General features: G+C 61.3%; 21 protein-coding genes. 19 read left to right on the top strand and 2 right to left on the bottom strand.

Translation table 11 applies throughout. The annotated features are described in order from the left end of the window. Positions 1-17 precede the first annotated feature (17 nt). From FQ320_RS03085 to FQ320_RS03115, 7 genes are all read left to right on the top strand, one after another. On the top strand, positions 18-458 hold the full coding sequence (locus FQ320_RS03085; RefSeq protein ID WP_255509345.1) for a GFA family protein: 441 nt from the start codon (positions 18-20) through the stop codon (positions 456-458). Next, a complete protein-coding gene (gene gltB, locus FQ320_RS03090) occupies positions 455-4981 on the top strand; it encodes a glutamate synthase large subunit (RefSeq protein WP_148469923.1) in 4527 nt (1508 codons plus the stop codon). The genes FQ320_RS03085 and gltB overlap by 4 nt, the downstream gene beginning before the upstream one ends. Positions 4982-5079: 98 nt before the next feature. Beyond that, the gene (gene mtgA / locus FQ320_RS03095; RefSeq protein ID WP_148469926.1) at positions 5080-5796 is read left to right on the top strand and encodes a monofunctional biosynthetic peptidoglycan transglycosylase; all 717 of its coding nucleotides are present in this window, start codon (positions 5080-5082) and stop codon (positions 5794-5796) included. Between the two features lie 130 nt (positions 5797-5926). Continuing rightward, complete coding sequence (locus FQ320_RS03100; RefSeq protein ID WP_148469928.1) at positions 5927-6592, top strand: glutathione S-transferase family protein; 666 nt, start codon at positions 5927-5929, stop codon at positions 6590-6592. 73 nt (positions 6593-6665) lie between these two features. Beyond that, complete coding sequence (gene queG / locus FQ320_RS03105; protein WP_148469930.1) at positions 6666-7769, top strand: tRNA epoxyqueuosine(34) reductase QueG; 1104 nt, start codon at positions 6666-6668, stop codon at positions 7767-7769. Next, positions 7770-8789: an App1 family protein gene (locus FQ320_RS03110; protein WP_148469932.1), complete on the top strand. Its 1020-nt coding sequence runs from the start codon at positions 7770-7772 to the stop codon at positions 8787-8789. 28 nt (positions 8790-8817) lie between these two features. Continuing rightward, entirely contained in the window at positions 8818-9741 is a 924-nt protein-coding gene (locus tag FQ320_RS03115; RefSeq protein ID WP_148469934.1) for a DMT family transporter, read from the top strand. Between the two features lie 497 nt (positions 9742-10238). Here the strand turns inward: FQ320_RS03115 and FQ320_RS03120 are convergent, their stop codons facing one another. Beyond that, on the bottom strand, positions 10239-11108 hold the full coding sequence (locus FQ320_RS03120) for a branched-chain amino acid aminotransferase (RefSeq protein ID WP_148469936.1): 870 nt from the start codon (positions 11106-11108) through the stop codon (positions 10239-10241). 191 nt (positions 11109-11299) lie between these two features. Here FQ320_RS03120 and FQ320_RS03125 point away from each other — a divergent pair, with 191 nt between their 5' ends. From FQ320_RS03125 to dxs, 11 genes are all read left to right on the top strand, one after another. After that, positions 11300-11797 (top strand): MarR family winged helix-turn-helix transcriptional regulator, encoded by a 498-nt coding sequence (locus FQ320_RS03125; RefSeq protein ID WP_148469938.1) that lies wholly within the window; start codon positions 11300-11302, stop codon positions 11795-11797. Next, positions 11794-12498: a response regulator gene (locus FQ320_RS03130; RefSeq protein WP_148469940.1), complete on the top strand. Its 705-nt coding sequence runs from the start codon at positions 11794-11796 to the stop codon at positions 12496-12498. The genes FQ320_RS03125 and FQ320_RS03130 overlap by 4 nt, the downstream gene beginning before the upstream one ends. Positions 12499-12763: 265 nt before the next feature. Beyond that, the gene (locus tag FQ320_RS03135; RefSeq protein ID WP_148469942.1) at positions 12764-13948 is read left to right on the top strand and encodes an ABC transporter substrate-binding protein; all 1185 of its coding nucleotides are present in this window, start codon (positions 12764-12766) and stop codon (positions 13946-13948) included. A 287-nt stretch (positions 13949-14235) separates the two neighbouring features. After that, a complete protein-coding gene (locus FQ320_RS03140) occupies positions 14236-15018 on the top strand; it encodes an ABC transporter ATP-binding protein (RefSeq protein WP_148469944.1) in 783 nt (260 codons plus the stop codon). 103 nt (positions 15019-15121) lie between these two features. After that, a complete protein-coding gene (locus tag FQ320_RS03145) occupies positions 15122-15946 on the top strand; it encodes an ABC transporter ATP-binding protein (RefSeq protein ID WP_148469946.1) in 825 nt (274 codons plus the stop codon). Positions 15947-15998: 52 nt separating this feature from the next. Further along, positions 15999-17009, top strand: coding sequence for a branched-chain amino acid ABC transporter permease (locus FQ320_RS03150; protein WP_148469948.1), 1011 nt, complete (start codon positions 15999-16001; stop codon positions 17007-17009). Next, on the top strand, positions 17006-18310 hold the full coding sequence (locus FQ320_RS03155) for a branched-chain amino acid ABC transporter permease (RefSeq protein ID WP_148469950.1): 1305 nt from the start codon (positions 17006-17008) through the stop codon (positions 18308-18310). Before FQ320_RS03150 ends, FQ320_RS03155 begins: the two co-directional genes overlap by 4 nt. 233 nt (positions 18311-18543) lie before the next feature. Continuing rightward, positions 18544-19470: a histone deacetylase family protein gene (locus FQ320_RS03160; RefSeq protein WP_370513011.1), complete on the top strand. Its 927-nt coding sequence runs from the start codon at positions 18544-18546 to the stop codon at positions 19468-19470. Then, a complete protein-coding gene (locus FQ320_RS03165; RefSeq protein WP_148469954.1) occupies positions 19467-19709 on the top strand; it encodes an exodeoxyribonuclease VII small subunit in 243 nt (80 codons plus the stop codon). The genes FQ320_RS03160 and FQ320_RS03165 overlap by 4 nt, the downstream gene beginning before the upstream one ends. Before the next feature lie 49 nt (positions 19710-19758). After that, positions 19759-20634 carry a polyprenyl synthetase family protein gene (locus tag FQ320_RS03170; protein ID WP_148469956.1) on the top strand — a complete coding sequence of 292 codons (876 nt, stop codon included), beginning with the start codon at positions 19759-19761 and terminating at the stop codon, positions 20632-20634. A 132-nt stretch (positions 20635-20766) separates the two neighbouring features. Then, positions 20767-22683 carry a 1-deoxy-D-xylulose-5-phosphate synthase gene (gene dxs / locus FQ320_RS03175; RefSeq protein ID WP_148469958.1) on the top strand — a complete coding sequence of 639 codons (1917 nt, stop codon included), beginning with the start codon at positions 20767-20769 and terminating at the stop codon, positions 22681-22683. A 101-nt stretch (positions 22684-22784) separates the two neighbouring features. Here dxs and FQ320_RS03180 read toward each other — a convergent pair whose 3' ends face one another. Next, entirely contained in the window at positions 22785-23663 is an 879-nt protein-coding gene (locus tag FQ320_RS03180; protein WP_148469960.1) for an SDR family oxidoreductase, read from the bottom strand. Positions 23664-24186: 523 nt separating this feature from the next. Between FQ320_RS03180 and FQ320_RS03185 the strand changes: the two genes are divergently transcribed. Continuing rightward, a complete protein-coding gene (locus FQ320_RS03185) occupies positions 24187-25401 on the top strand; it encodes a PleD family two-component system response regulator (RefSeq protein ID WP_148469962.1) in 1215 nt (404 codons plus the stop codon). Positions 25402-25530: the final 129 nt, after the last annotated feature.

Genomic DNA, 25530 nt, shown 5'->3' on the forward strand with positions numbered 1-25530 from the left:
TCATTGTGGAACAGAAAATGACGATGTCAGACACGTTGAATGGCCAGTGCCTTTGCGGTGCCGTGACGGTAACGGCGAAACCCGGTGATGACGGGCTGCATGCCTGCCATTGCACCATGTGCCGCCGCTGGACCGGATCGGCCTTTGTGGGCATGGCGATTGCGCCGGGTGATCTGACCGCCAACGGTCCGATCAAGACCTATGTATCGTCGGAATGGGCCGAACGGTCGTTCTGTGACACCTGCGGTTCGACGCTTTGGTACAGGGTGACGCTGCCGGGGCACGAATTCAATCATGTCGCGGCCGGATTGTTCGATGATGCCGGAGGGCAGGCCCTGACCAAGGAAGTCTTTATCGACAGTAAACCGGACGGATACGCTTTCGCCGGAGATCACACACTGGTCACGAAAGAAGAAATGCTGGCGATCTTCGCCAAAATCGGAGGGAAGACCGAATGACCATCTATAACGACGCATGGGTTGCCGCCGAAGAAGCGAAACGCGCATGGATCGCCGAAAACGGACTGTATCGCGACGATGATGAACACGCATCCTGCGGTGTGGGGCTTGTGGTGGCGATTGACGGCAAGGCCCGCCGTCAGGTTGTCGAGCACGGGATTTCCGCGCTCAAGGCGATTTGGCACCGAGGCGCAGTGGACGCCGATGGGCGCACGGGCGACGGTGCGGGTATCCATGTTCAGATCCCGGTCGCGTTCTTTTATGACCAGATCAAGCGGACCGGCCACATTCCGCGCGACAATCAAATGATGGCGGTGGGTCAGGTGTTCCTGCCGCGCACCGACTTTGGCGCGCAGGAAATCTGCCGCACCATCGTGGAAACCGAAGTCCTGCGCATGGGCTACTACATCTATGGCTGGCGGCACGTTCCGGTGGACATCAGCGTTCTGGGCGAAAAGGCCAACGCCACCCGCCCCGAGATCGAACAGATCCTGATTTCCAACGCCAAAGGCGTTGATGAGGAAACGTTCGAGCGCGAATTATACGTCATCCGCCGCCGTATCGAAAAAGCATCCGCCGCCGCCGGTGTGGGAACGCTTTACCTTGCTTCGCTGTCGTGCCGCTCGATCATCTACAAGGGGATGATGTTGGCGCAGGATGTGGCGAATTTCTATCCCGATCTGCAGGATGAACGGTTCGAGTCGGCTTTCGCGATCTATCACCAGCGGTATTCGACCAACACTTTCCCCCAGTGGTGGCTGGCGCAACCCTTCCGCATGCTGGCGCACAACGGCGAGATCAACACGCTGAAGGGCAACCTGAACTGGATGAAATCGCACGAAATCCGGATGGCCAGCAGCACCTTTGGCGACATGGCCGAAGACATCAAACCGATCGTCGCGCTGGGTTCGTCGGATTCTGCCGCTCTGGATGCAGTGTTCGAGGTTCTGGTACGCTCGGGCCGTTCCGCACCGATGGCGAAAACCCTGTTGGTGCCGGAAAGCTGGAGCAAACAGGCCGAGGAACTGCCCCAGGCCTGGCGCGACATGTATTCCTATTGCAATTCGGTCATGGAGCCCTGGGACGGTCCCGCTGCTCTGGCGATGACTGACGGACGTTGGGTCTGCGCCGGGCTGGACCGTAACGGGCTGCGGCCCATGCGTTATGTGGTGACGGGCGACGGGCTGGTGATTGCGGGTTCCGAGGCCGGGATGGTCCCGATCGACGAGGCGCGCGTGATCGAAAAGGGCGCTCTTGGCCCGGGTCAGATGCTGGCCGTCGACATGACCAAGGGCATTTTATTCAATGACCGCGACATCAAGAACAAACTGGCGGCAGCACTGCCGTTCGGCGATTGGGTCGGCAAGATCAAAGAGCTGGAATCCACACTGACCGCGCTGCCGGAAACACCGGTTTTCACGGGTGCCGATCTGCGCCGCCGACAGGGTGCCGCCGGATATACCATCGAAGAGCTGGAGCAGATCCTTGCTCCCATGGCCGAAGATGGCAAAGAGGCCATCGGCTCGATGGGTGACGACACGCCCAGTGCGGTTCTGTCGCAAAAATACCGCCCGTTGAGCCATTTCTTCCGCCAGAACTTTAGCCAGGTGACCAATCCGCCCATCGACTCCCTGCGCGAACATCGGGTGATGAGCCTGAAAACGCGGTTCGGCAATCTCAAGAACGTGCTGGACGAGGACAGCAGCCAGACCGAAATCATCGTGTTGGAAAGCCCGTTTGTGGCCAACGCCGAATTTGACGAGTTGACGCGCCATTTCGACAGTATGGTGACGGTGATCGACTGCACTTTCACGCCGGGGCCGGGCGCGCTGTCCGAGGGGCTTGCGCGGATCCGGGCCGAGGCCGAGGATGCGGTGCGGTCCGGCTCGGGCCATCTGGTGCTAAGCGATCAGGGGTCGGGCGCCGACCGGGTTGCGATGCCGATGATCCTGGCGACCAGCGCGGTTCATTCTTGGCTGACACGGCAGGGGCTGCGCACCTTCTGTTCGCTGAACCTGCGCAGTGGCGAATGTATTGATCCGCATTATTTCGCGGTATTGATCGGCTGTGGTGCGACCACGGTGAACCCTTATCTTGCGCAGGATTCCATTGCCGACCGAATTAACCGCGGTCTGATTGACGGCACTTTGGCCGAGGCCGTGGCGCGTTATCGCAGCGCCATTGATCAGGGCTTGCTCAAGATCATGTCGAAAATGGGAATTTCGGTCGTGTCGTCCTATCGCGGCGGGCTGAATTTTGAGGCGGTGGGGCTGAGCCGTGCCATGTGCGCCGAATACTTCCCCGGCATGCACAGCCGGATTTCAGGTATCGGTGTCAGTGGCATCCAGATAAAAGCCGAAGCGGTGCACGCACAGGGCTGGCGCAGCGATGTGCTGCCGATCGGCGGATTTTACAAGGCGCGGCAGTCCGGCGAAACCCACGCATGGGAGGCGACGAGCATGCATATGCTGCAAACCGCCTGTGACCGCGCGTCCTATCAGATGTGGAAACAGTATTCGGCCAAGATGCGGTCGAATCCGCCGATTCACCTGCGCGATCTGCTGGACTTCAAGCCGATGGGCAAACCGGTGCCGCTCGAAGAGGTGGAAAGCATTACCGCGATCCGCAAACGGTTTGTGACGCCGGGCATGTCGCTGGGTGCGCTTTCTCCCGAGGCACACAAGACGCTGAACGTGGCGATGAACCGGATCGGTGCAAAATCCGACAGCGGAGAGGGCGGTGAAGACCCGGCGCATTTCGTCCCCGAGGCGAATGGCGACAATCCATCGGCGAAGATCAAACAAGTGGCCTCCGGCCGGTTTGGCGTGACAGCCGAATACCTGAACCAGTGCGAAGAGCTGGAAATCAAGGTTGCACAGGGCGCCAAGCCGGGCGAGGGCGGCCAACTGCCCGGGATGAAGGTGACAGAACTGATCGCACGGTTGCGCCTGTCGACGCCGGGCGTCACCCTGATTTCGCCACCGCCGCACCACGACATCTATTCAATCGAGGATCTGGCGCAGCTGATTTATGATCTGAAACAGATCAACCCGCGTGCCAAGGTGACGGTGAAGCTGGTGGCGTCGTCCGGTGTCGGCACCATCGCCGCCGGGGTCGCAAAGGCCAAGGCAGACGTGATCCTGATTTCGGGTCACAATGGCGGCACGGGGGCATCCCCGGCCAGCAGCATCAAATATGCCGGGCTGCCGTGGGAAATGGGTCTGACCGAGGCGCATCAGGTGTTGGCGATGAACAACCTGCGCGGGCGGGTCACCCTGCGCACCGATGGCGGGCTGCGCACGGGCCGCGATATCGTGATGGCAGCAATGATGGGGGCCGAGGAATATGGCATCGGCACCGCCGCGCTGATCGCCATGGGGTGCATCATGGTGCGCCAGTGTCAGTCCAATACCTGCCCGGTGGGCGTCTGTACTCAGGACGAAACCCTGCGCGCCAAATTCACCGGAAATGCCGACAAGGTGGTGAACCTGATCGGGTTCTATGCGCAGGAAGTGCGGGAAATCCTTGCCTCTATCGGCGCGCGCTCCCTGGACGATGTGATCGGGCGGGCGGATCTTCTCAGTCAGGTGTCGCGTGGGTCGGCCCATCTGGACGATCTCGATCTGAACCCGCTGCTGATCACTGTCGATGGGGCGCAGAGCATCGTCTATGACCGCAACAAGGAGCGTAACGCGGTGCCAGACACTCTGGATGCCGAAATCGTCAAGGATGCGGCGCGGTTCCTGGAAGATGGCGAAAAGATGCAGCTGTCCTATGCCGTGCAGAACACCCACCGCAGCGTCGGCACCCGCACCTCCAGCCATATCGTGCGAAGGTTCGGGATGCGCAATCAGTTGCAGCCCGATCACCTCACGGTCAAATTGTCGGGCAGCGCGGGTCAGTCTCTGGGCGCTTTTGCCGCGCCGGGGCTGAAGATTGAGGTCAGCGGCGATGCCAACGACTATGTCGGCAAGGGGCTGTCGGGGGGCATCATCGTCGTGCGTCCACCCATGGCATCAGCGTTGGTCGCGGCCGACAACACGATCATCGGCAATACAGTGCTGTACGGCGCCACGAATGGTTATCTGTTCGCGGCGGGACGTGCGGGCGAACGGTTTGCGGTCCGGAACAGCGGCGCAAAGGTGGTGATCGAAGGTTGCGGCTCCAACGGCTGTGAGTACATGACGGGCGGCGTGGCGGTTATTCTCGGGTCAATCGGTGCGAACTTCGGCGCGGGAATGACCGGCGGGATGGCGTATCTCTATGATCCCGAAGGCCGGGCCGCACAGCTGATCAACCTTGAATCGCTGGTCACCTGCCCGGTCACGGTGGATCACTGGATGGAGCAGCTCGAATCGCTGATCGAACGGCATTTTGCGGAAACCGGCAGCCGTCGCGCGGCCAAGATCCTGCAAAATTGGGACGAGACCCGGCACCATTTCCTGCAGATCTGTCCGAAGGAGATGTTGGCCCATCTGCCGTACCCGCTGAGCATAGAGGCGCGGGCCATCCCGGCGGAATAGCCCGCGGAAAATGCGGATCACCGGCCCCGCCAACACTACGGGGCCGGCACACTGGCAGGGATGCTTGACCACAACTCCAGTTGGTTGGACAAGAGGCTGTGGCACGGGCAAAGAAATCAGCGAAACGATCAAAGAAGGCGGGCTTTCGGCCCGTCCGATGGCTGTTGCGTTGGTCATTCCGGGGACTTGTGCTCGCGCTGGCGGTGCTGTTGCTCGCGGTGGCGTTCTTTGCCGTCTTCAATCCGCCCTCGACCCCCTATATGCGCAGCGAACGGGCACGACTGGGCAGCCTGGATTTCCAGTGGGTCCCGTTTGAGGCGATTGCGCCAGTGATGGCGCGTTCGGCGGTGGCGGCAGAGGATGCGAATTTCTGCGCCCATTGGGGGTTTGACATGGCCGCGATCCGGCTGGCGCTGGAGGCCGGGCGCAACCGGGGCGCATCGACCATTTCCCAGCAGGTGGTCAAGAATGTCTTCCTGTGGCAGGGGCGGTCGTGGCTCAGAAAGGCGCTTGAGGCCGGGATCACACCGACGATGGAACTGATCTGGAGCAAGCGGCGGATTGTCGAGATGTATCTGAACATCGCTGAATTCGACGAAGGTGTGTTTGGCGTCGACGCGGCGGCGCATCATTACTTTGGCGTCGGTCCGGGCAAACTCAGCCCGTTGCAGGCGGCGCGGCTGGCGGCGATCCTGCCGAACCCGAAAGAACGGTCGGCGAGCAAGCCCACCGATTTCGTGCGCCGCCGCACGGCGTCGATCCGCGACGGCGCGGCAACCATTGCCGCCGATGGACGCGCCGCCTGTTTTGAATAACGACAGCGGCAATTCCAGAGCATTTCGCCCCCTGCATGCAGGTCTGCGCCATTGCACGGTTGAAAACCCGCGCCGATCACGGCATTGAGGATCAAGGCGCTGAGCCTGAATTCAACCCCGGCAGTTTTCAATGAATCGCTTGTTCCATTTTCCGCTTTCTCCGTTTTCCCGCAAGGTCCGGCTGAGCCTTGCTGAAAAGCGGATCGAAGTTGAACTGGTCGAAGAACGGTACTGGGAGCAGGATCCCGATTTCCTGCGCCGCAATCCGGCGGGCAAGATACCGGTTCTGCGCCATGGCAGTCTGACCCTGTCGGACAGCGTCGCGATCTGCGAATATCTGGAAGAAACCCACCCCGAACCGCCGTTGATGCCCTCTGACCCCGAAGGCCGGTACGAGGTGCGCCGTCTGGTCGCCTGGTTCGATGACAAGTTTTACAACGAAGTGACGAACAAGCTGTTGTATGAACGGGTCAACAAAAAGGTCATGGGGCTTGGGTATCCCGACAGCGGCAATATCAAAGCCGGGGCAAAGGCGATCAAATACCATCTTGATTATATGGCATGGATTCTGGAGCAGCGCCGGTGGCTGGCCGGCGATGCGATGACATTGGCCGATTTCGCCGCCGCCGCGCAGCTTTCATGCCTCGATTATATCAGCGATGTGGACTGGAACCGCAGCGAGGCGGTGAAGGACTGGTATGCCAAGATAAAGTCGCGGCCGGCGTTCCGCTCAATCCTGGCGGATCAGATTTCCGGTTTCCGCCCACCGGCGCATTACTCTGATCTGGATTTCTGATGGCACGCACAGGACCGGGGGTCGTCTGTCTCGGGACCCCCAGAAAAGCATCCAAACCAAAGTTGGAAGCAGGATGTCCAGCGCACTGAAATCTGCCCTGATCGAAGAGGCGTTGGCGGATGGTTTCGTCAGTGCGGGCATCTGCCGCCCCGACGCGATTCCCGCAGCGCGAGCGCGGCTGGATGCCTATGTCGGTGCCGGACGGCATGGGCAGATGGGGTGGATGGCCGAACGCATGGGGTGGCGCGGCGATCCGGCGGCATTGTGGCCCGAAGCGCGTTCGGTGGTGATGCTGGCCGAAAGCTATGCCCCCGAACATGATCCCCTGGCGGTGCTCGAGGAACGGGACAGGGCGGCGATCAGTGTCTATGCCCACGGGCGCGATTACCACGACATCGTTAAAAAGCGGCTTAAACGGGTTGGGCGCTGGCTGCTGGAGACCGCGGAAAAGCGCGGCTATCGCAACCGCGAGACGGGCGCCTGGGTGGCGCTGGAGATTGATCCGGAACAGCCCCAGATTAAAGTCTTTGTCGACACCGCACCGGTGATGGAAAAACCTCTGGCGCAGGCGGCCGGTCTGGGTTGGCAAGGCAAACACACCAATCTGTTAAGTCGCGATTTCGGCAACTGGGTGTTTCTGGGTGCGATCTTTACCACGCTCGATCTGCCTGCCGATTTGCCCGAACAGGAACACTGTGGCAGCTGCACGGCATGTCTCGACATTTGCCCGACGCGCGCGTTTCCGGCGCCGTTCCAACTGGATGCGCGGCGCTGCATCTCGTATCTGACGATCGAGCATAAGGGGCCGGTCGACCCGGAGCTGCGCCCGGCACTGGGCAACCGCATCTATGGCTGCGACGACTGTCTGGCGGTCTGTCCCTGGAACAAGTTCGCCGTCGCGGCATCGGATATGCGGTATCTGGGCGATGGGGTCGCGCCGGCTCTGGCCGATCTGGCGACGCTGGACGATACCGGGTTCCGCGCAAGGTTTTCCGGCAGTCCGGTCAAGCGGATCGGACGTGACCGGTTCGTGCGCAACGTCTGCTATGCCATCGGCAATTCGGGCGATCCGGCGCTGTCTGTGGTGCTTGAACCCTTGCTGATGGATTCCGATGCTGCCGTTGCCGATGCCGCGCGGTGGGCTAAGATGCAGTTGATGGGCAATCGAGGCGAATAAATGCAGGGGCGGATCCTCTTACATAAGCTGGCCGTCGGGGTTGAGGGGCTGATCGACAGGGCAATGCGTCGCCCGGGGGCGCGCCCGATGCTGGACGGTTACCGGGGCTTTGCAACGCCCGACCGTCTGATCCTGCGCGGCCGGGTTTTAAGCGCGCAACGCCGCACCGCACCTCTGCCGGATCAGGGGCGCTGGGCGAATTTCCGGCAGATGGTGTCGTTGTTCATGACCGACGAGGTTGCCGGGGTGACCGTGCGCGCAGGTCGCGAAACCGGCCAGAGCGACGGCGAGGGGTATATCTGGCTCGACATCCCGCGCGAGGGCCAGACCCCCGGTTGGCATCAGGTCGAGGTGATGATCGACGGCGATGACGACAGCGCCACCCCCTTTGCCGTGATGGTCCCGTCGAGGGACGCAAAGATCGGCATTATTTCCGACATTGACGACACGATCGTCCAGACTGGATCCTGGTCATTGCCGCGCAACCTGTGGACCACCCTGTCGGGCAGCACGCTGAGCCGCAAGGTGCATCCGGACGCCGTGGTTCTGATGGACCATCTGCACGCTCATGGGCGTAATCCGGTGTTCTATGTCAGCTCCAGCCCATGGAATCTGCATTATTTTCTCGACAAGCTCTTTACCCGCGCCGGACTGGTCGCCGGGCCGATGTTCCTGCGCGATCTGGGCGTGGGCGAAAATCATTTCCTGACCGGCAGCCACGCCGATCACAAGGGTGCCGCCATTGAGCGCATTCTGGCGGCCAACCCCGACCTGCCGTTTATTCTGGTGGGCGATACGGGGCAGCAGGATGCCCATGTCTATCATTCGGTCTGCGAACGCGCGGGGGGGCAGATCGCTGCCGTTGTGTTGCGTGAACACGGGGCGCGGGGCCGGGCCGGGTCCGACGATGCCAGCCGCAATGCGATGGCAGCCATGCGGCGCATGGGTGTCGTGGTGGAAAACGGTAAGGATTTCAACCAGGCGCCCGAAGCCTTGGCAAGGGCCGGGATCGCTGTATAGGTCGTGGTGACCCGGCTGAAAGGCTCCGATGTTCATTTTTCGCGCGATCCTGTTCAAACTCGCCTCGGTTGTCCTGATGGTATGCATGACGGCAATGATCAAATTTGCCAGCGCCGAAGTGCCGCCGGGTCAGGCGGTTTTCTTTCGGTCGTTCTTTGCGATTCCGGTAATTCTGATCTGGGTGATCTGGCGGGGAGATCTGGGCTCGGGGCTGAAAACGGTTCAGCCGATGGGCCATGTATGGCGCGGTCTGGTCGGCACGACAGCGATGGGGCTGGGGTTTGCCGGGCTCGCATATCTGCCATTGGCCGAGGCGCAGGCGATCCAGTACACCGCGCCGTTGCTTGTGGTGATCTTTGCGGCGATGTTTTTGGGTGAACAGGTGCGCGCCTTCCGTCTGACCGCCGTTGCTTTGGGCATGACCGGCGTTCTGATCGTGCTGTCGCCCCGGTTGAACACATTGTCCGGCGACGTGGTTGGATCGGGGGCGGCGTTCGGCGCAATGCTGGTGCTGTTTTCGGCTGTGTTTGCCGCGCTGGCGCAGGTGTTCGTGCGCAAGATGGTCCATACCGAACGAACCAGCGCCATCGTCTTCTGGTTTTCGGTGACCGCCAGCGTGATGGCGCTGTTCACGCTGCCGTTCGGATGGGTATGGCCCAGCCCGACCGTGCTGGTGATGCTGATCTGTGCCGGGCTGTTCGGTGGGGTGGGGCAGATTTTCCTGACCACCAGTTTCCGCCTTGCGCCGGTTTCGGTGGTGGCGCCGTTCGAATACTTATCGATGCTGCTTACGGTCGCGATCGGGTACTGGGCATTCGACGAGGTTCCGACCCTGATCATGCTGGCGGGTGTCGCGCTGGTGATCGCCGCGGGCGTCTTGATCATCTGGCGCGAAAGGCAATTGGGGCTTGAGCGCGCAAAAGCAAGAAGAGCACTCACTCCACAGGGGTGAGGCGCGTCCGGCAAACGATCCGGGGGATCGTTTCAGCGCCGAACGGGCGGAGCCCTGGGCCGAAGGCAGGCGCGTCCGGCAAACGATCCGGGGGATTGTTTCAGCGCCGAACGGGCGGAGCCCCGGGCCGAAGGCAGGCGCGTCTGGCAAGCGATCCGGGGGATTGTTTCAGGGGGAGCCCCGGGCCGAGGGCAGGCGCATATCTGGTCCCGGCGGACGGATCACAGTCACCGCTTCGTGCATTGATCGAATTGTGTTAAGATGCTCGCGATTTCCTGTCCCGCAACGAGGAGACTGCGATGTCGAGACATATCATTGATGCGCCTCCCAGCGCCGCACAGCCGCCGCGCCTGTCCCGGTATCTGAAGCTGGCCAGACAGTCCGGTGAACCGCGCCCGTCGGCCATATTCGGGCGAACGCCCCGCTTCCGGGATGGTGACCGGAAGTTGGAACAATTCACGCGAATTGACCGAGCGGGCCCGGGACGGGTCTGATCGTCAGCTGCGTACCAGTTTTTCGTATGCAGCCGAAATCTCGCGGGTGATGCCGCCCACTTCGAAGTTAAAGTCGCCGATCTTGCCGACCGGGGTGACTTCTGCTGCGGTGCCAGTCAGCCAGCATTGCTCGAAACCTTCCAGTTCCTCGGGCATGATGTGGCGTTCGTGCACTTTGATCTGACGGTCGTTCAGCAGGCCGATGACGGTCTGCCGGGTGATCCCGTTCAAAAAGCAATCGGGATCGGGGGTGTGCACTTCGCCGTCCTTGACGAAGAAGATGTTCGCTCCCGTCGCTTCGGCCACATAACCGCGATAATCGAACATCATCGCGTCGCTGCATCCCTTCGCTTCGGCGGCGTGTTTCGCCATGGTGCAGATCATGTAGAGACCGGCCGCCTTGGCGTGGCTGGGTGCGGTTTCGGGGCTGGGGCGTTTCCACTTGGCGATGTCAAGCTGGGCGCCCTTGGTTTTGGCATCGCCATAATAGTTGCCCCATTCCCAGGCGGCGACGGCCATACGCACCGGGTTGCGCGATGCGGCCACGCCCATGTCTTCCCCCGCGCCGCGCCATGCCACGGCACGCACATAGGCGTCGGTAAATCCATTGGCGACCAGGACTTCCTGTTTCGCCGTTTCAATCTCGTCCACCGTCCAGGGGATTTCAAAGTCGAGACAAGAGGCGGAGTAGCGCAGACGCTCGGAATGTCGGCGGGATTCGAAGATCTTGCCGTTATAGCATCGCTCGCCCTCGAACACCGAACTGGCATAATGCATGGCGTGGGTCAGGAGGTGCACATTGGCATCGCGCCAATCCACCATTTTACCGTCCATCCAGATCTTTCCGTCGCGATCATCGTATGCGCCTGCCATGGCTGCGGCTCCTGTTCTGTTGCACTTTTGGGTGCGGGTTCCGAATATTGCGCCGCTAGGTCCGAAGCGGATGTAATATTGCGAAAATTGCGCAGAATCGCTAACAGTCGGGCCTTGGAATGTCAACAACGCTGACATAACCTGTGCTGGATTTTCGGGATACTTCGAAATGGGCCGGAAGGGGCGAACCGATGGGCGAACAACGACCGGGCAACGAAAGCCTGCTGTTCCTGACCGACGAACAATTGCGCCGGGGGATCGAGGCGATGTTCTTTGCCTATCGCGGGTTCACCGCCGATCCCGACATCATCCTGGCTGACCGGGGGTATGGACGGGCGCATCACCGGGCGGTACATTTTATCAACCGTACCCCTGGCACATCGGTGAACAACCTGCTTGCCATCCTCGGGGTTACGAAACAATCGCTGAACCGTGTGTTGCGCACATTGGTCGAGGATGGTCTGGTGACCAGCAAAATTGGCACACGCGACAGAAGGGAGCGGCATTTGTTTCTGACCGACACCGGCAAGCAACTGGAACAGGCCCTGTCCCAGGCGCAGCGCGGGCGACTGCGTGCGGCCTATCGTGCCGCCGGGCCGGAAGCGGTGGCAGGTTTCCGTCAGGTGCTTGAGGCGATGATGGATCCGGATCAGCATCGCAGGTTTGTGGCGCCGGGTGGCAGGGCATGACGGCGGCGACCGATATTCATCTGCTGATCGTCGATGACGACGAGCGGATTCGCGGGTTGTTGCAGAAATTCCTGATGCGCAACGGGTTCTTTGTCTCTGCCGCACGGGATGCCGCACATGCGCGGCGTCTTCTGGAAGGGCTGGATTTCGATCTGATGGTTCTGGATGTGATGATGCCGGGCGAAGACGGTATCGCCTTCACCCGGTCCCTGCGCCAGAAAATGACCGTTCCGATCCTCTTGCTCACCGCGCGCGGCGAAACCGGCGACCGGATCACCGGGCTTGAGGCTGGCGCTGACGATTATCTGGCCAAACCGTTCGAGCCCAAGGAATTGCTGCTCAGGATCAACGCGATTCTGCGGCGGGTGCCGGCGGAACAGTCGGCACCGGACGCGCCAAAGGTGCTGTACCTCGGGCCGGTACGCTATGACATCGAACGGGGCGAAATGTGGTCGGGCACCGATCAGGTGCGGCTGACGGCGACGGAAAGTCAGCTGATGCGCATCTTTTCCGCCCAGCCGGGCGAGGTGATCACCCGCACGCAATTGGTCGACGATCTGGGGCGCGGCAATGGCGGGGCGCAGGACCGCGCCATCGACGTGCAGATCACCCGCCTGCGCCGCAAGATTGAAACCGATCCGAAACAGCCAAGATACCTGCAAACTGTGCGCGGCGCGGGATACATGCTGGCGCCGGACTGAGGGCGGTGACGGGATGATTGCCCCGGACCGGCAGTTTGCGCGACGCGCAAATTCGTTCCCGCGCGAAGATCTGACCCCCTGCAGCGATGCGACAGGGCGGGGCAACGGCCTTTGCGCCTGCCGATCGCCCTTGGTCGCATAAATTCGGACCCGGACGGAGCGTTTTTAGCGGTTCTCCCGTCCAGACGTGCGTGGGTCTTTCCTTTTAATTCTGCGCCGCTTAGGCTCCGATCCGGACCATTGTTCCACTAAAGGGAGAGAAACCATGAAAAAACTGCTGATGGCCAGCGCGGCAGCGGCCCTGATGGCGGGTGCCGCCCATGCCGAAGACGTAAAGCTTGGAATTCTGTTCGGGTTCACCGGCCCGCTGGAATCGCTTTCGCCGGATATGGCTGCGGGCGCTGAATTCGCGATCAAGGAAATCAATGATGCCGGTGGCGTTCTTGACGGTCAGATGGTCAGCGCCGTTCGCGGCGACACCGGATGTATCGACTCGAGCCTTGCCGTCGCATCCGCCGAGCGGCTGATCACCTCGGACAAAGTCAATGGTATCGTTGGCGGCATGTGCTCCGGCGAGACCGGAGCGGTCTTGCAGAACGCGGCGATTCCGAACGGCGTCGTGATGATTTCGCCCTCGGCCACTTCGCCGGCACTCAGCACCGTCGAGGACAACGGGTTGTTCTTCCGCACCTCGCCCTCGGACGCCCGTCAGGGTCAGGTGATGGCGGACATCCTTAACGATCGCGGCATCAGCTCGGTCGCCGTGACCTATACCAACAACGACTATGGCAAGGGCTTGGCCGACGCGTTTGAGGAATCCTTCACCAAGGACGGCGGCACAGTGACGATGAACGCCGCACATGAGGACGGCAAGGCGGATTATTCCGCCGAAGTTGGCGCGCTTGCTTCGGCTGGCGGCGATGTTCTGGTTGTGGTCGGCTATATCGATCAGGGCGGCGCAGGGATGATCAGCGGCGCACTGGATTCCGGCGCATTTGATACGTTCATGTATCCCGACGGAATGGTGTCGGAAACGCTGGAAACGAACTTTGGCAGCCTGACCGAAGGCTCTTTTGGCCAGCTTCCAAGCGCTTCGGGCGACGGACCGGACCTGTACAACGAATTGGGCAAGGCCGCGGGCTTTGATCCGACCGGCACGTTCTCGCCGGAATCCTATGACGCTGCGGCGCTGATCCTGCTGGCGATGCAGGCGGCCGGTTCCACCGATCCGAACGTCTATAAGGACAAGGTGATGGATGTGGCCAACGCGCCGGGCGAAAAGATCCTGCCGGGCGAACTGGGCAAAGCGCTGCAAATCCTGAAGGATGGCGGCGAAGTCGATTATGTCGGCGCCTCTGCGGTCGAACTGATCGGCAACGGCGAAAGTGCCGGCACCTATCGCGAGATCGAGATGAAAGGCGGCAAGATGGAAACGATCGGCTATCGCTGATCGTTTGAATCCCGCTTGAACGTCCGGTCCGGGTCAACACCCGGGCCGGGTTTCTCAGACGTCAACACTTGCCGATGTGGAGTTTACGCCTCACGCAGCCGCACCCGCGACGGGGTGACCCACGGTTCAATTTGTTGCACTGTGAATGCGAAGCTCTATAGACGGGCACAACAGGACAGGGTCCGCAATGGCGCCTCACCCGACCGGGCGGCGTCTGACGACGGAACTGACATAAAACCGCCCGCGCCGCAACGCGGTGACAGGGCGGAACGACAGGGGGACGATGGATGATCGTGGTCGAAGATCTCCACAAGCATTTCGGTGGCTTTCATGCTGTCGACGGTGCCAGCCTTTCCTTTGCGGAGGGCGCGATTACCGGGCTGATCGGACCGAACGGCGCGGGCAAGACCACGCTGTTCAACGTGATCGCCGGGGTGCACAAGCCGACATCGGGGCGTGTGACCATGGCCGGAGAAGATATCACCGGACTGCCGCCGCATGATCTGTTCCACAAGGGCGTTCTGCGGACGTTCCAGGTTGCCCATGAATTCCATTCGATGAGCTGTCGCGAGAACCTGATGATGGTGCCGGGCGGGCAATCGGGCGAGCGGCTGTGGAACACATGGTTCGGGCGCAAGCGTATCGCCGAAGAGGAGCGCGCGCTCAGGGCGAAAGCGGACGAGGTGCTGGATTTCCTGACCATCGGGCATCTTGCCGACCAGAAGGCGGGGCAGATTTCGGGCGGACAGAAAAAGCTGCTGGAACTGGGCCGCACGATGATGGTCGATGCACGGATCGTGTTTCTGGACGAAGTCGGCGCGGGTGTGAACCGCACTCTGCTGAACGTGATCGGCGATGCGATCATCCGTCTGAACAAGGAACGCGGCTATACTTTCGTCGTCATCGAGCACGACATGGATTTCATTGCCCGCCTTTGCGATCCGGTGATCTGCATGGCCGAGGGGCGCGTTCTGGCCGCCGGCACGCTGGATCAGATCAAGGCGAATGAGCAGGTGATCGAGGCCTATCTCGGCACCGGGCTGAAGAACCGTGAAAAGGTCGGCGCATGAGCGGCGCGATTTGCCAAGACGGTTTGGCCACACTGCGTTTCTTTGTCGGGGGCGTTGCTCGTGCCGGGGCGACCCTCGCGGTAAATCTGGAGCCAGAGCAAGCATGAGCAGCGATCCTTACGGCGACCGGGGCAACAAGGACGTCTCTGTTGCCAACCCCAAAGGCACCGGAACCGCGCACCCCGTAAAACGCGGCGGCAGCGCCCATCCGGCACCCGGCGGTCCATTTCTGATCGCCGAGGGCATGACCGGCGGCTATGGCACCGGGCCGGATATCCTGCACGACTGCACCATCGCCGTGGAAAAGGGCGAGATCGCGGTGATCGTCGGGCCGAACGGCGCCGGTAAATCCACAGCGATGAAAGCGGTGTTCGGCATGCTCGACCTGCGGGCGGGGCATGTGCGTCTGGATGGTCAGGACATCACCGCACTGTCGCCCCAGGACCGGGTGGCGCGGGGCATGGGGTTCGTGCCGCAGACCAGCAATATCTTCACCTCGATGACAGTTGAGGAGAATCTGGAAATGGGTGCGTTTATCCGCACTGACGATTTTTCCGACACGATGGAGCAGATATTCGACCTGTTCCCGATCCTGCGCGAAAAACGCCGCCAGCCCGCCGGAGAGCTTTCGGGTGGCCAGCGCCAACAGGTGGCCGTGGGCCGCGCGCTGATGACCAAGCCGAAACTGCTGATGCTGGATGAACCGACCGCCGGTGTCAGCCCGATCGTCATGGACGAGTTGTTTGACCGTATCATCGAAGTGGCGCGCACCGGCATCCCGATCCTGATGGTTGAACAGAACGCCCGTCAGGCGCTGGAGATCGCCGACAAGGGCTATGTCATGGTGCAGGGGGCCAACGCATATACCGGCACCGGCAAAGAGCTTTTGGTCAACGAGGATGTCCGCAAGAGTTTCCTTGGGGGATGATGATGCGCAACCGTTTTCAATTTACCTGTTACCGCACTGGGGCGACTGACTGATGGATCTTCTCAACGCCTTCGTCTCGCTTGCAAACTATGTGCTGATCCCCGGCATCGCCTATGGCAGTCAGCTGGCGCTTGGTGCGCTGGGGGTTACGCTGGTTTATGGCATCCTGCGGTTCTCGAATTTCGCCCATGGCGACACGATGGCCTTTGGCGCGATGATCACCGTTCTCATGACATGGTGGTTGCAATCTCTGGGGGTCAGTCTTGGGCCGTTGCCCACCGCGCTGCTGGCGCTGCCTTTCGGGATTGCCGGGTGTATCCTTTTGCTTCTGGCCACGGACCGGGCGGTTTATCACTTCTACCGCGAGAAGAAGGCAAAGCCGGTGATCCTGGCAATCGTGTCGCTTGGCGTGATGTTCATCATGAACGGCATCGTCCGGTTCATCATCGGCCCCGACGATCAACGGTTTCTGGACGGCGAGAGGTTCCTGATTTCCGCGGGGGATTTCAAAAAGATGACCGGGCTGGAAGAGGGGCTTGCGATCAAGACCACGCAGGTCATCACGGTAATCACTGCGATCATCGTGGTCTCTCTGCTGTTCTGGTTCCTGAACCGCACGCGGTCCGGAAAATCCATGCGCGCCTATTCCGACAACGAAGATCTGGCGCTGCTGTCGGGGATCAACCCCGAACGGGTGGTGATGCTGACCTGGGTCATCGTCGGGGCGCTGGCGACCGTGGCGGGGGTACTTTACGGGCTCGACAAATCCTTCAAGCCGTTCACCTATTTTCAGCTTTTACTGCCGATCTTTGCCAGTGCGATTGTCGGAGGCCTAGGCAGTCCGGTGGGCGCAATCGCGGGGGGCTTTGTGATCGCCTTTTCCGAGGTGACGATCACCTATGCCTGGAAAAAGGTACTGGGATACATGATGCCCGACAGTCTGGCACCTGACGGGTTGGTGCAGCTTTTAAGCACTGATTACAAATTTGCGGTCAGTTTCGCGATCCTGCTGATCGTGCTGCTGTTCAAGCCAACGGGATTGTTCAAGGGGCAGTCGGTATGAACGATATCGTCAGAAATGTCGGCCTGTTCGCCATCGTCGGCGTGTTGATCCTGCTGACCGGTTTCCTGCAAAGCTGGAACGCGGCGCTGCTGATCCTCAACATGGGGCTGATTTCCGCTGTCATGGCGCTGGGGGTAAACCTGCAATGGGGGTTTGCCGGGTTGTTCAATATCGGCGTGATGGGCTTTGTGGCCCTTGGCGGGCTGGCGACAGTTCTGGTGTCGATGCCGCCCACGACCGAGGCTTGGGCCGTCGGCGGTCTGCGGGTGATGCTTGGTCTTGTGCTGGGGGCTGCAACCATCATCGCCGGGGTTCTGACCTATCGGACGATGAAGCCGGGCCGGGCGCGGGCAATCGCGATGATTGTCGTGCTGGTCGCCGGATTTTTCATCTTTCGCGCCGTTCTGGACCCGGGTGTCGAACTGATCGAGGCGGTTAACCCGGCGGCAACCGGATATCTTGGCGGGTTGGGCCTGCCGGTGATCGTCGCCTGGCCCGTGGGCGGTGTTCTGGCGGCAGGCGTGGCTTGGCTGATCGGCAAGACGGCGCTTGGGCTGCGCTCGGACTATCTTGCCATTGCGACGCTGGGGATCGCCGAAATCATCATTGCCGTGCTCAAGAACGAGGATTGGATGTCGCGGGGCGTGAAGAACGTGATCGGCATTCCGCGCCCGGTCCCGTTCGAGATCGATCTGCAGAACGATCCGGGCTTTGTCGAACGGGCCGCGGGGATCGGATTTGACCCGGTGATGGCCTCGACGCTTTATGTCAAACTGCTCTATGCTGGGCTGTTTCTTGTGGTGCTGGTGGTATTGCTGTGGTTGGCGCAGATGGCGCTGGCCAGCCCGTGGGGGCGGATGCTGCGCGCGATCCGCGACAATGAGGTTTCGGCCGAAGCCATGGGCAAGGATGTCAAAAAGCGGCATTTGCAGGTGTTTATTCTTGGCAGCGCCATTTGTGGCATCGCAGGCGCGATGATGACCACGCTGGACGGGCAGTTGACGCCAAGCAGTTACCAGCCGCTGCGTTTCACATTTCTGGTCTGGGTGATGGTGATTGTCGGCGGGTCGGGCAACAATTTCGGTGCTGTGCTGGGCGGATTCCTGATCTGGTTCCTTTGGGTCCAGGTCGAGCCGATGGGACGGCTGTTGATGGATTTGATCACCGCAGGAATGGCAGATGGCTATTGGCTCAAGGAGCATCTGATTGAATCGGCGGCGCATATGCGGTTGCTGACCATGGGGATTGTCCTGCTGCTGGTGCTGCGGTTCAGCCCAAGGGGATTGATCCCCGAGAAATAAGGGCGCTGGAGCCGGGCTGCGGCAAAATTGTCTTATGCGGTTGCCCGAGCAGGGCCTGCGCCGGGAGGGTGCAGCGGCTTCCGGGTTTGGCGCTGTTGTGTTAGATATCAGATCCGGTTCGAGAAAAAACCGCAACTTCAAAGCACTGGGCTTGCTTTATCCCTGATCGTTCCGCGCTGATGAAATCTGAATGACATCGGCGGGGATCATGAGGGGCTAAGATCGGGGGTGGCTTGCAAATGATCTATTACGCGCATGACGATGGGTTGAAACACGAAAATCCACCGGGCCATCCCGAACAGGTTGCACGGCTTGAAGCAGTTCGTGCCGCGATGGCGGGGATGGATCTGGATCGGCGTGCAGCGCCTCTATGCGATGATCAGGAAATTCTGCGATGTCACCCGCAGACCTATCTGGACCGGGTGATCGCCACCTCGCCGAGGGAAGGCTGGCGCTCGCTGGATCCCGATACATCAATGTCGCCGGGCACCTTGACGGCGGCACGTCGCGCGGTCGGCGGCTGCGTCGCGGCGGTGGATGCGGTTCTGGGCGGCGAATCACGGACCGCCTTTGTCGGCTGTCGCCCACCGGGGCACCATGCCGAAACGGCAACGGCCATGGGGTTCTGCCTGTTCGGCAACATCGCCATCGCCGCGAAACGGGCGCTGGATCATCACGGGCTGTCCCGCGTCGCCATCGTTGATTTCGATGTGCATCACGGCAACGGCACACAGGATCTTTTGTGGGACGAGGCGCGCGCGCTTTTCGTGTCGTCGCACCAGATGCCGCTGTTTCCCGGTTCGGGGCACTCGCGTGAGGTCGGGGCCCATGAAAACGTGCTGAATCTGCCGCTGGACGAGGGCACCGGATCGGCCGAGATGCGGCGCGTGTACGAGGATTCCGCCTTTCCCGCGCTGCGTGAATTTGCGCCGGAACTTATTCTTGTTTCCGCTGGATTTGACGCCCACCGGGCCGATCCGCTGGCGGGGCTGAACTGGTCCACCGAAGATTTCGGCTGGATCACCGGACGGCTGTGCGATCTGGCCGATGACCTGTGTGACGGGCGCATCGTCTCGACACTTGAGGGCGGATATGATCTGGCGGCGCTGGGCGCGTCCGTGGCGGCCCATGTGAAGGTTCTGAAGGAGCGGAGCGGATGAGCGATCAGACAGTCGGAGAGATGAGTTTCGAACAGGCGATGGCCGAACTTGAAAAAGTGGTCGGCCAATTGGAATCGGGCAATGTGCCGCTGGACGAGTCGATCACGCTGTATGAACGCGGCGCGGCCCTCAAGGCGCGCTGCGAGGCAAAGCTGAAGGAAGCCGAGGAAAAGGTGGCCGCGATCACTCTGGACCGCGACGGCCAGCCGACGGGAACCACCCCGTTCGACGATGCCTGAGGCGGACGTTTTCCTTGAGTATCTTCAGCAATAAAATGTGCGTGTTGGCATGAACCGGTTTCATCGGCGTCTGACCGAAAGTGCGGCTGCGGTGCAGGGCCGCCTTGACCTTGCGCTGTCCCGGCTGGCCGATGTGCCGGTGGTTGATGCCATGCGCTGGGCCTGTCACGGCGGCAAGGGGCTGCGCGGCTTTCTGGTGACCGAAGGCGCGGCGCTGTACGGTGTACCGATGGACCGCGCGGTGACGGCGGCGGCGGCGATCGAGGCCTTGCACGCCTACTCGCTGGTCCATGACGATCTGCCCTGTATGGACGACGACGCTCTGCGGCGTGGCCGGCCCACGGTGCATGTGAAATGGGATCAGGCGGTGGCGGTTCTGGCTGGCGATGCGCTCCAGTCGCTGGCCTTTGATCTTTTGGCTGATCCGGCGTGTCATCGCGATGCTGCGGTGCGGGTCTCTCTGATCGGATCGCTGGCGCGAGCGGCGGGGGCACAGGGGATGGTGCTGGGTCAAGCGCTGGACATCGCGGCAGAAAGTGCCGCAACGCCGCTGACCCTGACACAGATCGAAGCCTTGCAGGCGGGCAAGACCGGGGCGCTGATCCGCTGGTCGGGCGAGGCCGGTGCGCTGCTCGCCGGGGCCGATCCTGCGCCTATGGCGCGCTATGCGACGGCGCTGGGGCTGGCGTTTCAGATTGCCGACGACCTGCTGGATGCAACCGGCGATGCTGCTGCAATGGGCAAGGCGGCAGGCAAGGACGCGGGCGCGGGCAAGGCGACATTCGTGTCCCTGCTGGGTGTCGAGGGCGCAAGGGCGCGTGCAAGGGCGCTCGTCGACGAGGCCTGCGAGGCGCTGGCGTCTTTTGGAGAGCGGGCCGAGGCACTGCGCGGCTGTGCCGCCTTTGTCGTGGAACGAGATCGCTGACGGCGGGAATTTGAGTATTTATACAAAGAAGAAACCCAAGGCGATGCGAAGTTCGGAACCGGTGCGAAGGACCGGACTTTCGCGCTGTTCGCGCCGGGCGCGGCTGCTATGGTGCGGCACGAGGAGAATTCGATGACGGCCAAACCGCAAACCCCCCTTCTGGACCGGATCGCCGGACCTGCCGATATGCGTCACCTGTCCGATCCAGACCTGAAACGGCTGGCGGGCGAGTTGCGGGCCGAGGTGATCCATGCGGTCAGCCAGACCGGCGGGCATCTGGGCGCGGGATTGGGTGTCGTCGAATTGACCGTGGCCCTGCATGCGGTGTTCGATACGCCGAGGGACCGGTTGATCTGGGACGTGTCGCATCAGTCTTATCCCCACAAGGTGCTGACCGGGCGGCGCGACCGGATGCTGACGATCCGCCAGAAGGACGGGTTGTCGGGTTTTACCAAACGCAGCGAATCGCCCTATGATCCGTTTGGCGCGGCCCATTCCAGCACGTCGATTTCCGCCGCGCTGGGGTTTGCTGTGGCGCGTGATCTGGGCGGCGCACCCGATCCCGCATTGGGCGATGCGATTGCGGTGATCGGCGACGGGGCGATGTCGGCGGGCATGGCTTTCGAAGCGCTGAACAACGCCGGGCATATGGGAAAGCGGCTGATCGTGATCCTGAACGACAACGAGATGAGCATCGCGCCGCCTGTGGGTGCCATGTCCGCCTATCTGTCGCGTCTATATGCCGGGGCACCATTTCAAGAGTTCAAAGCGCTGGCCAAGGGAGCGGTGTCATTCCTGCCGCCGCCATTTCAAGAGGGTGCGCGGCGGGCCAAGGAGCTGCTGAAGGGCCTGGCCGTGGGCGGCACCCTGTTTGGCGAGCTGGGGTTTTCATATGTCGGGCCGATCGACGGGCATGATCTGGACCAGTTGCTGCCGGTGCTGCGCACGGTGCACGACCGGGCGACCGGGCCGGTCCTGATCCATGTCATCACCAAAAAGGGCAAGGGCTATGCTCCTGCTGAAGGTGCCCCTGACAAGGGGCACGGTGTCGGCAAGTTTGATGTGGCGACCGGAGAGCAGGCCAAGGCGAAAAGCAACGCGCCGTCCTATACCTCGGTCTTTGCGCGGGCGCTGATCGAACACGCCGCCAATGACGACAAGGTGGTTGCGGTGACGGCGGCGATGCCGGACGGCACCGGGCTGAACCTGTTTGCCGAGCGTTATCCCAGCCGGTGTTTCGACGTCGGGATCGCCGAACAGCATGGCGTGACCTTCTGCGCCGGGCTGGCTGCGGGCGGGATGAAACCGTTCTGCGCGATCTATTCGACGTTCCTGCAGCGCGGCTACGATCAGGTGGTGCATGATGTGGCGATCCAGCGGTTGCCGGTCCGTTTTGCCATCGACCGTGCCGGGTTGGTGGGGGCCGACGGGGCCACTCATGCGGGCGCCTTTGACATCGCCTTTCTTGCGAACCTGCCCGGTTTCGTCGTCATGGCCGCCGCAGACGAGGCCGAGTTGGTGCATATGGTTGCCACTGCTGTGGCCTATGACGACGGGCCCATCGCGTTCCGCTTTCCCCGGGGCGAGGGCACTGGGGTGACGATGCCCGAACGGGGCGTTCCTCTGGAGATCGGCAAAGGGCGGATGATCCGGCAGGGGTCGGGCGTTGCCATCCTGTCGTTCGGCACCCGGTTGTCCGAGGTCGAGACGGCCTGCGAATCGCTGGCGGCGCAGGGCATCACGCCCACCATCGCCGACGCAAGGTTTGCCAAGCCGCTGGACCGTGAGCTGATTCTGGCACTGGCGCGCGATCATGAGGCGCTGATTACCATCGAGGAAGGTGCAATCGGCGGTTTTGGATCGCACGTTGCGCAACTGTTGGCCGAAGAGGGCGTCTTCGACGGTGGCTTAAAATTCCGCTCCATGGTCTTGCCCGACACGTTTATCGATCAGGCATCTCCGGCTGACATGTATGCAATGGCCGGGCTGAACGCCGCAGATATCGAGCGCAAGGTGTTGGACGTGGCTGGGGCAGGGACACCGGAATAAGTGGGATACCGGACCGAGGATTTATTGCTCCGGTAATTTGGGCTCTTGCGAATGGCGCTGAAGGTGCCATCTTTGGGCTGTATCGCCCGGGCGATTGAAAATCAGGCCGGGCTCTGATCCTTGGAATTGTCCGCCAGCAGCGCAGCCAGCCCGGCGCGATAGTCGGGATAGAGCAATTGCACCCCCAGCGCGGTCTTGATGCGGGTATTATCCACCCGTTTGCTTTCGGCGTAGAAACTGCGCGCCATTTTCGACATTTCGGCGGTTTCGAAAGGCTCGGCAGGGGGCACCGGCAGGCCCAACAGCCGTGCGGCGTGGGCGATCACGTCTTCAGGCGGGGCGGGATCGTCGTCACACAGGTTATAGACGGCACTGGGATCGGGTCGGTCGATCGAGGCTGCCAAAACCCGGGCAATATCATCCACATGGATTCGGGAAAACACCTGCCCGGGTTTGATGATCCGCCGTGCCGTGCCGTTTCTTACCTTGGCGAAGGGGCCGCGCCCGGGACCATAGATGCCAGCCAACCGGAAGATCATCAGCGGCAGGTCATTTGCGTCGGCCAATGCCCGCCATGCGGTTTCCGCCTGAACCCGTAACTGTCCCCGTTGGGTCGACGGTGTGAGCGGTGACGTTTCGTCCACCCAGCCACCGCCCTGATCGCCATAAACGCCGGTGGTGGACAGATACCCGATCCAGCGCAGATTTTTCGCCTCCGCGATATCATCGGCAAGCGCGGCGAGCACCGGATCTCCGTCTTGACCGGGCGCGACCGACAGCAACAGGTGGGTTGCGGTGGACAGGGCGGGGCGCGGGTCTTCGCCGGGCCAGACCAGCGGGGCGATGCCGGTGTCCCGCAGGATCGCCACCTTGTCGGCGCTGCGGGTCGTGCCGGTGATCCGCCAGCCCTGTGGCAACAGCAGTCGGGCCAACGCTTGGGCGCAATAGCCCTGTCCGAAACTGAGGAGATGCGGTGTCATGACGGGTAGCTAAGCTGCGAAGACGGCGGCATGCAACCCCGGAGGCCCCACCTGAAAGACGCTTTCCCGAGGATCGATTTGGCGGGCGGGGTGTACGGCTCGTCCGGGATGTCAGCGGCGCAGATGCGGGCCTAGTCGAGGGGCTGCAGATGCGGGTGTAGCAGGAGATGGCGCAGTTGTTGATCGCCGGCGCTCGAAAATCGTTCCGTCACCCACAAGACGTGATTCTAAAAGCTCGGTGGGATGATTGCGCGGGCCCGCCGGATCGAAAGCTTCGCCTGCGGAAATCTGAAGCTCCTAAAGTTGCGCGGATTTCTATTTGGCCTTCCGTGATTGCGTCAAATGCGCGCAGCACCGGGTGAAATCGGCGATTAATGCGGCGAGAACATCAATTTATGCCGCAAACAATGATGGTGCGAGAATGGTACGAGGGTCGTCCGTACATACAAATTCTAACGGTATGTGTTGCAACCTCAATTTTCTCCTTTAAGTTGAAATATGTCTTTTCTTAAAGAGAATCATCATGATCGTCGGATATATCATCGTCGGAAGCTTTTTGGGTATGTTCGCATTCGCGGCCGCTTGGTTGCTTGGCGCTTCGATGTGGATTGGATTGGCAAGCTATGCCGCGGTCGGGTCCCTGACCGTATTTGGTCTGGCCGGAATCCGGCTGGTCCTTGGGATGCAGGAGAAGGAAGAGATTCTCGATCGTCCCGAACAGACCGCCGTGCCTGCGCAGGCCAAACCAACGGCCCAGACTGCGCAATCATCGATGCGGATACTCGCGGTCGACGACGATCCCTTCATCCTTGAATTGCTGCCGATGATCACGGCGAAAAATGGCTTTACCCAGGTGACCTCTGCCGCGTCTGGAGCCAGCGCGCTGAGCATTCTCACTGACGATCCGGCCTTTGATTGTCTGCTGGTGGATATCAGCATGCCCGGGATGGACGGGATCGAGCTTTGCCGCCACATCCGCGCTCTTGAAGCTTATCGCACGACGCCGATCATCATGCTGACAGGCATGCGCGATCTGAAAAATATGGGCGATGCATTTCGCGCTGGCGCTACGGATTACGCGACCAAACCTTTCGACATCAAGGAACTGGGGACGCGGCTCAGGCTGGCGCAGGACGAGGTTACTCAGGCCCGGCTCAACACATCCATCCTCAAGCCGGGACATATGCGGCATGAGAAGGTCTTTAGTCTGCCCGAGAATCTGCATCTTGATGGCGACGACAACCTTGTCGACCGCGCGATGTTGGTGAATTATCTCACCAGAATCGACGCGCGAGAGACAGCCTCGATCGAAGTTTTCGCGCTCAGAACCGAGCCGATGGATAAGATCTACGCACACGCATCCCCGCAGGAGTTTGCCGAGTTTCTTTCCGATGTGGCCGGGGCAGCAGGCACACAGTTTACCGATGAACACACATTGATGGCCTATGCCGAAAACGGCGATCTTCTGATCGTGACCCAGTCGGGGAACCGGTCTGACCAGATCGCCAAGGACCGGACCGCCACCGAGCGTAAAATCGAACAGGCCGTCAGTCTATGGCTGCCAGTGTTCGAGGCGAGGGGATTGCCGCAGATCACCGTGGCTATCGGTGGGCCGGTACGCCCGAATGCCGAACGTGCACAGCGCGCCGTAGTCGCCTTTGGCAATGCAATCGTATTGGCCGAACACCGCGGCTCGGGCAAAGATGGTTGGGGTCCGTCCCTGCGAATCTCAGTGTGAGCCTGCGACTCACGCGCGAATTGTATTTCGGAGTATTCGTTTCGCGGCAGCGTGCCCAGGGCGCGAGGCCGGTCTATCATTGATCCGCGCCGATACTTCTTTTCGTGCGCCCCGGATCTCTTGCAACAA

This window comes from Oceaniovalibus sp. ACAM 378 (genome assembly GCF_008085915.1).
Taxonomy (GTDB): Bacteria; Pseudomonadota; Alphaproteobacteria; order Rhodobacterales; family Rhodobacteraceae; genus Oceaniglobus.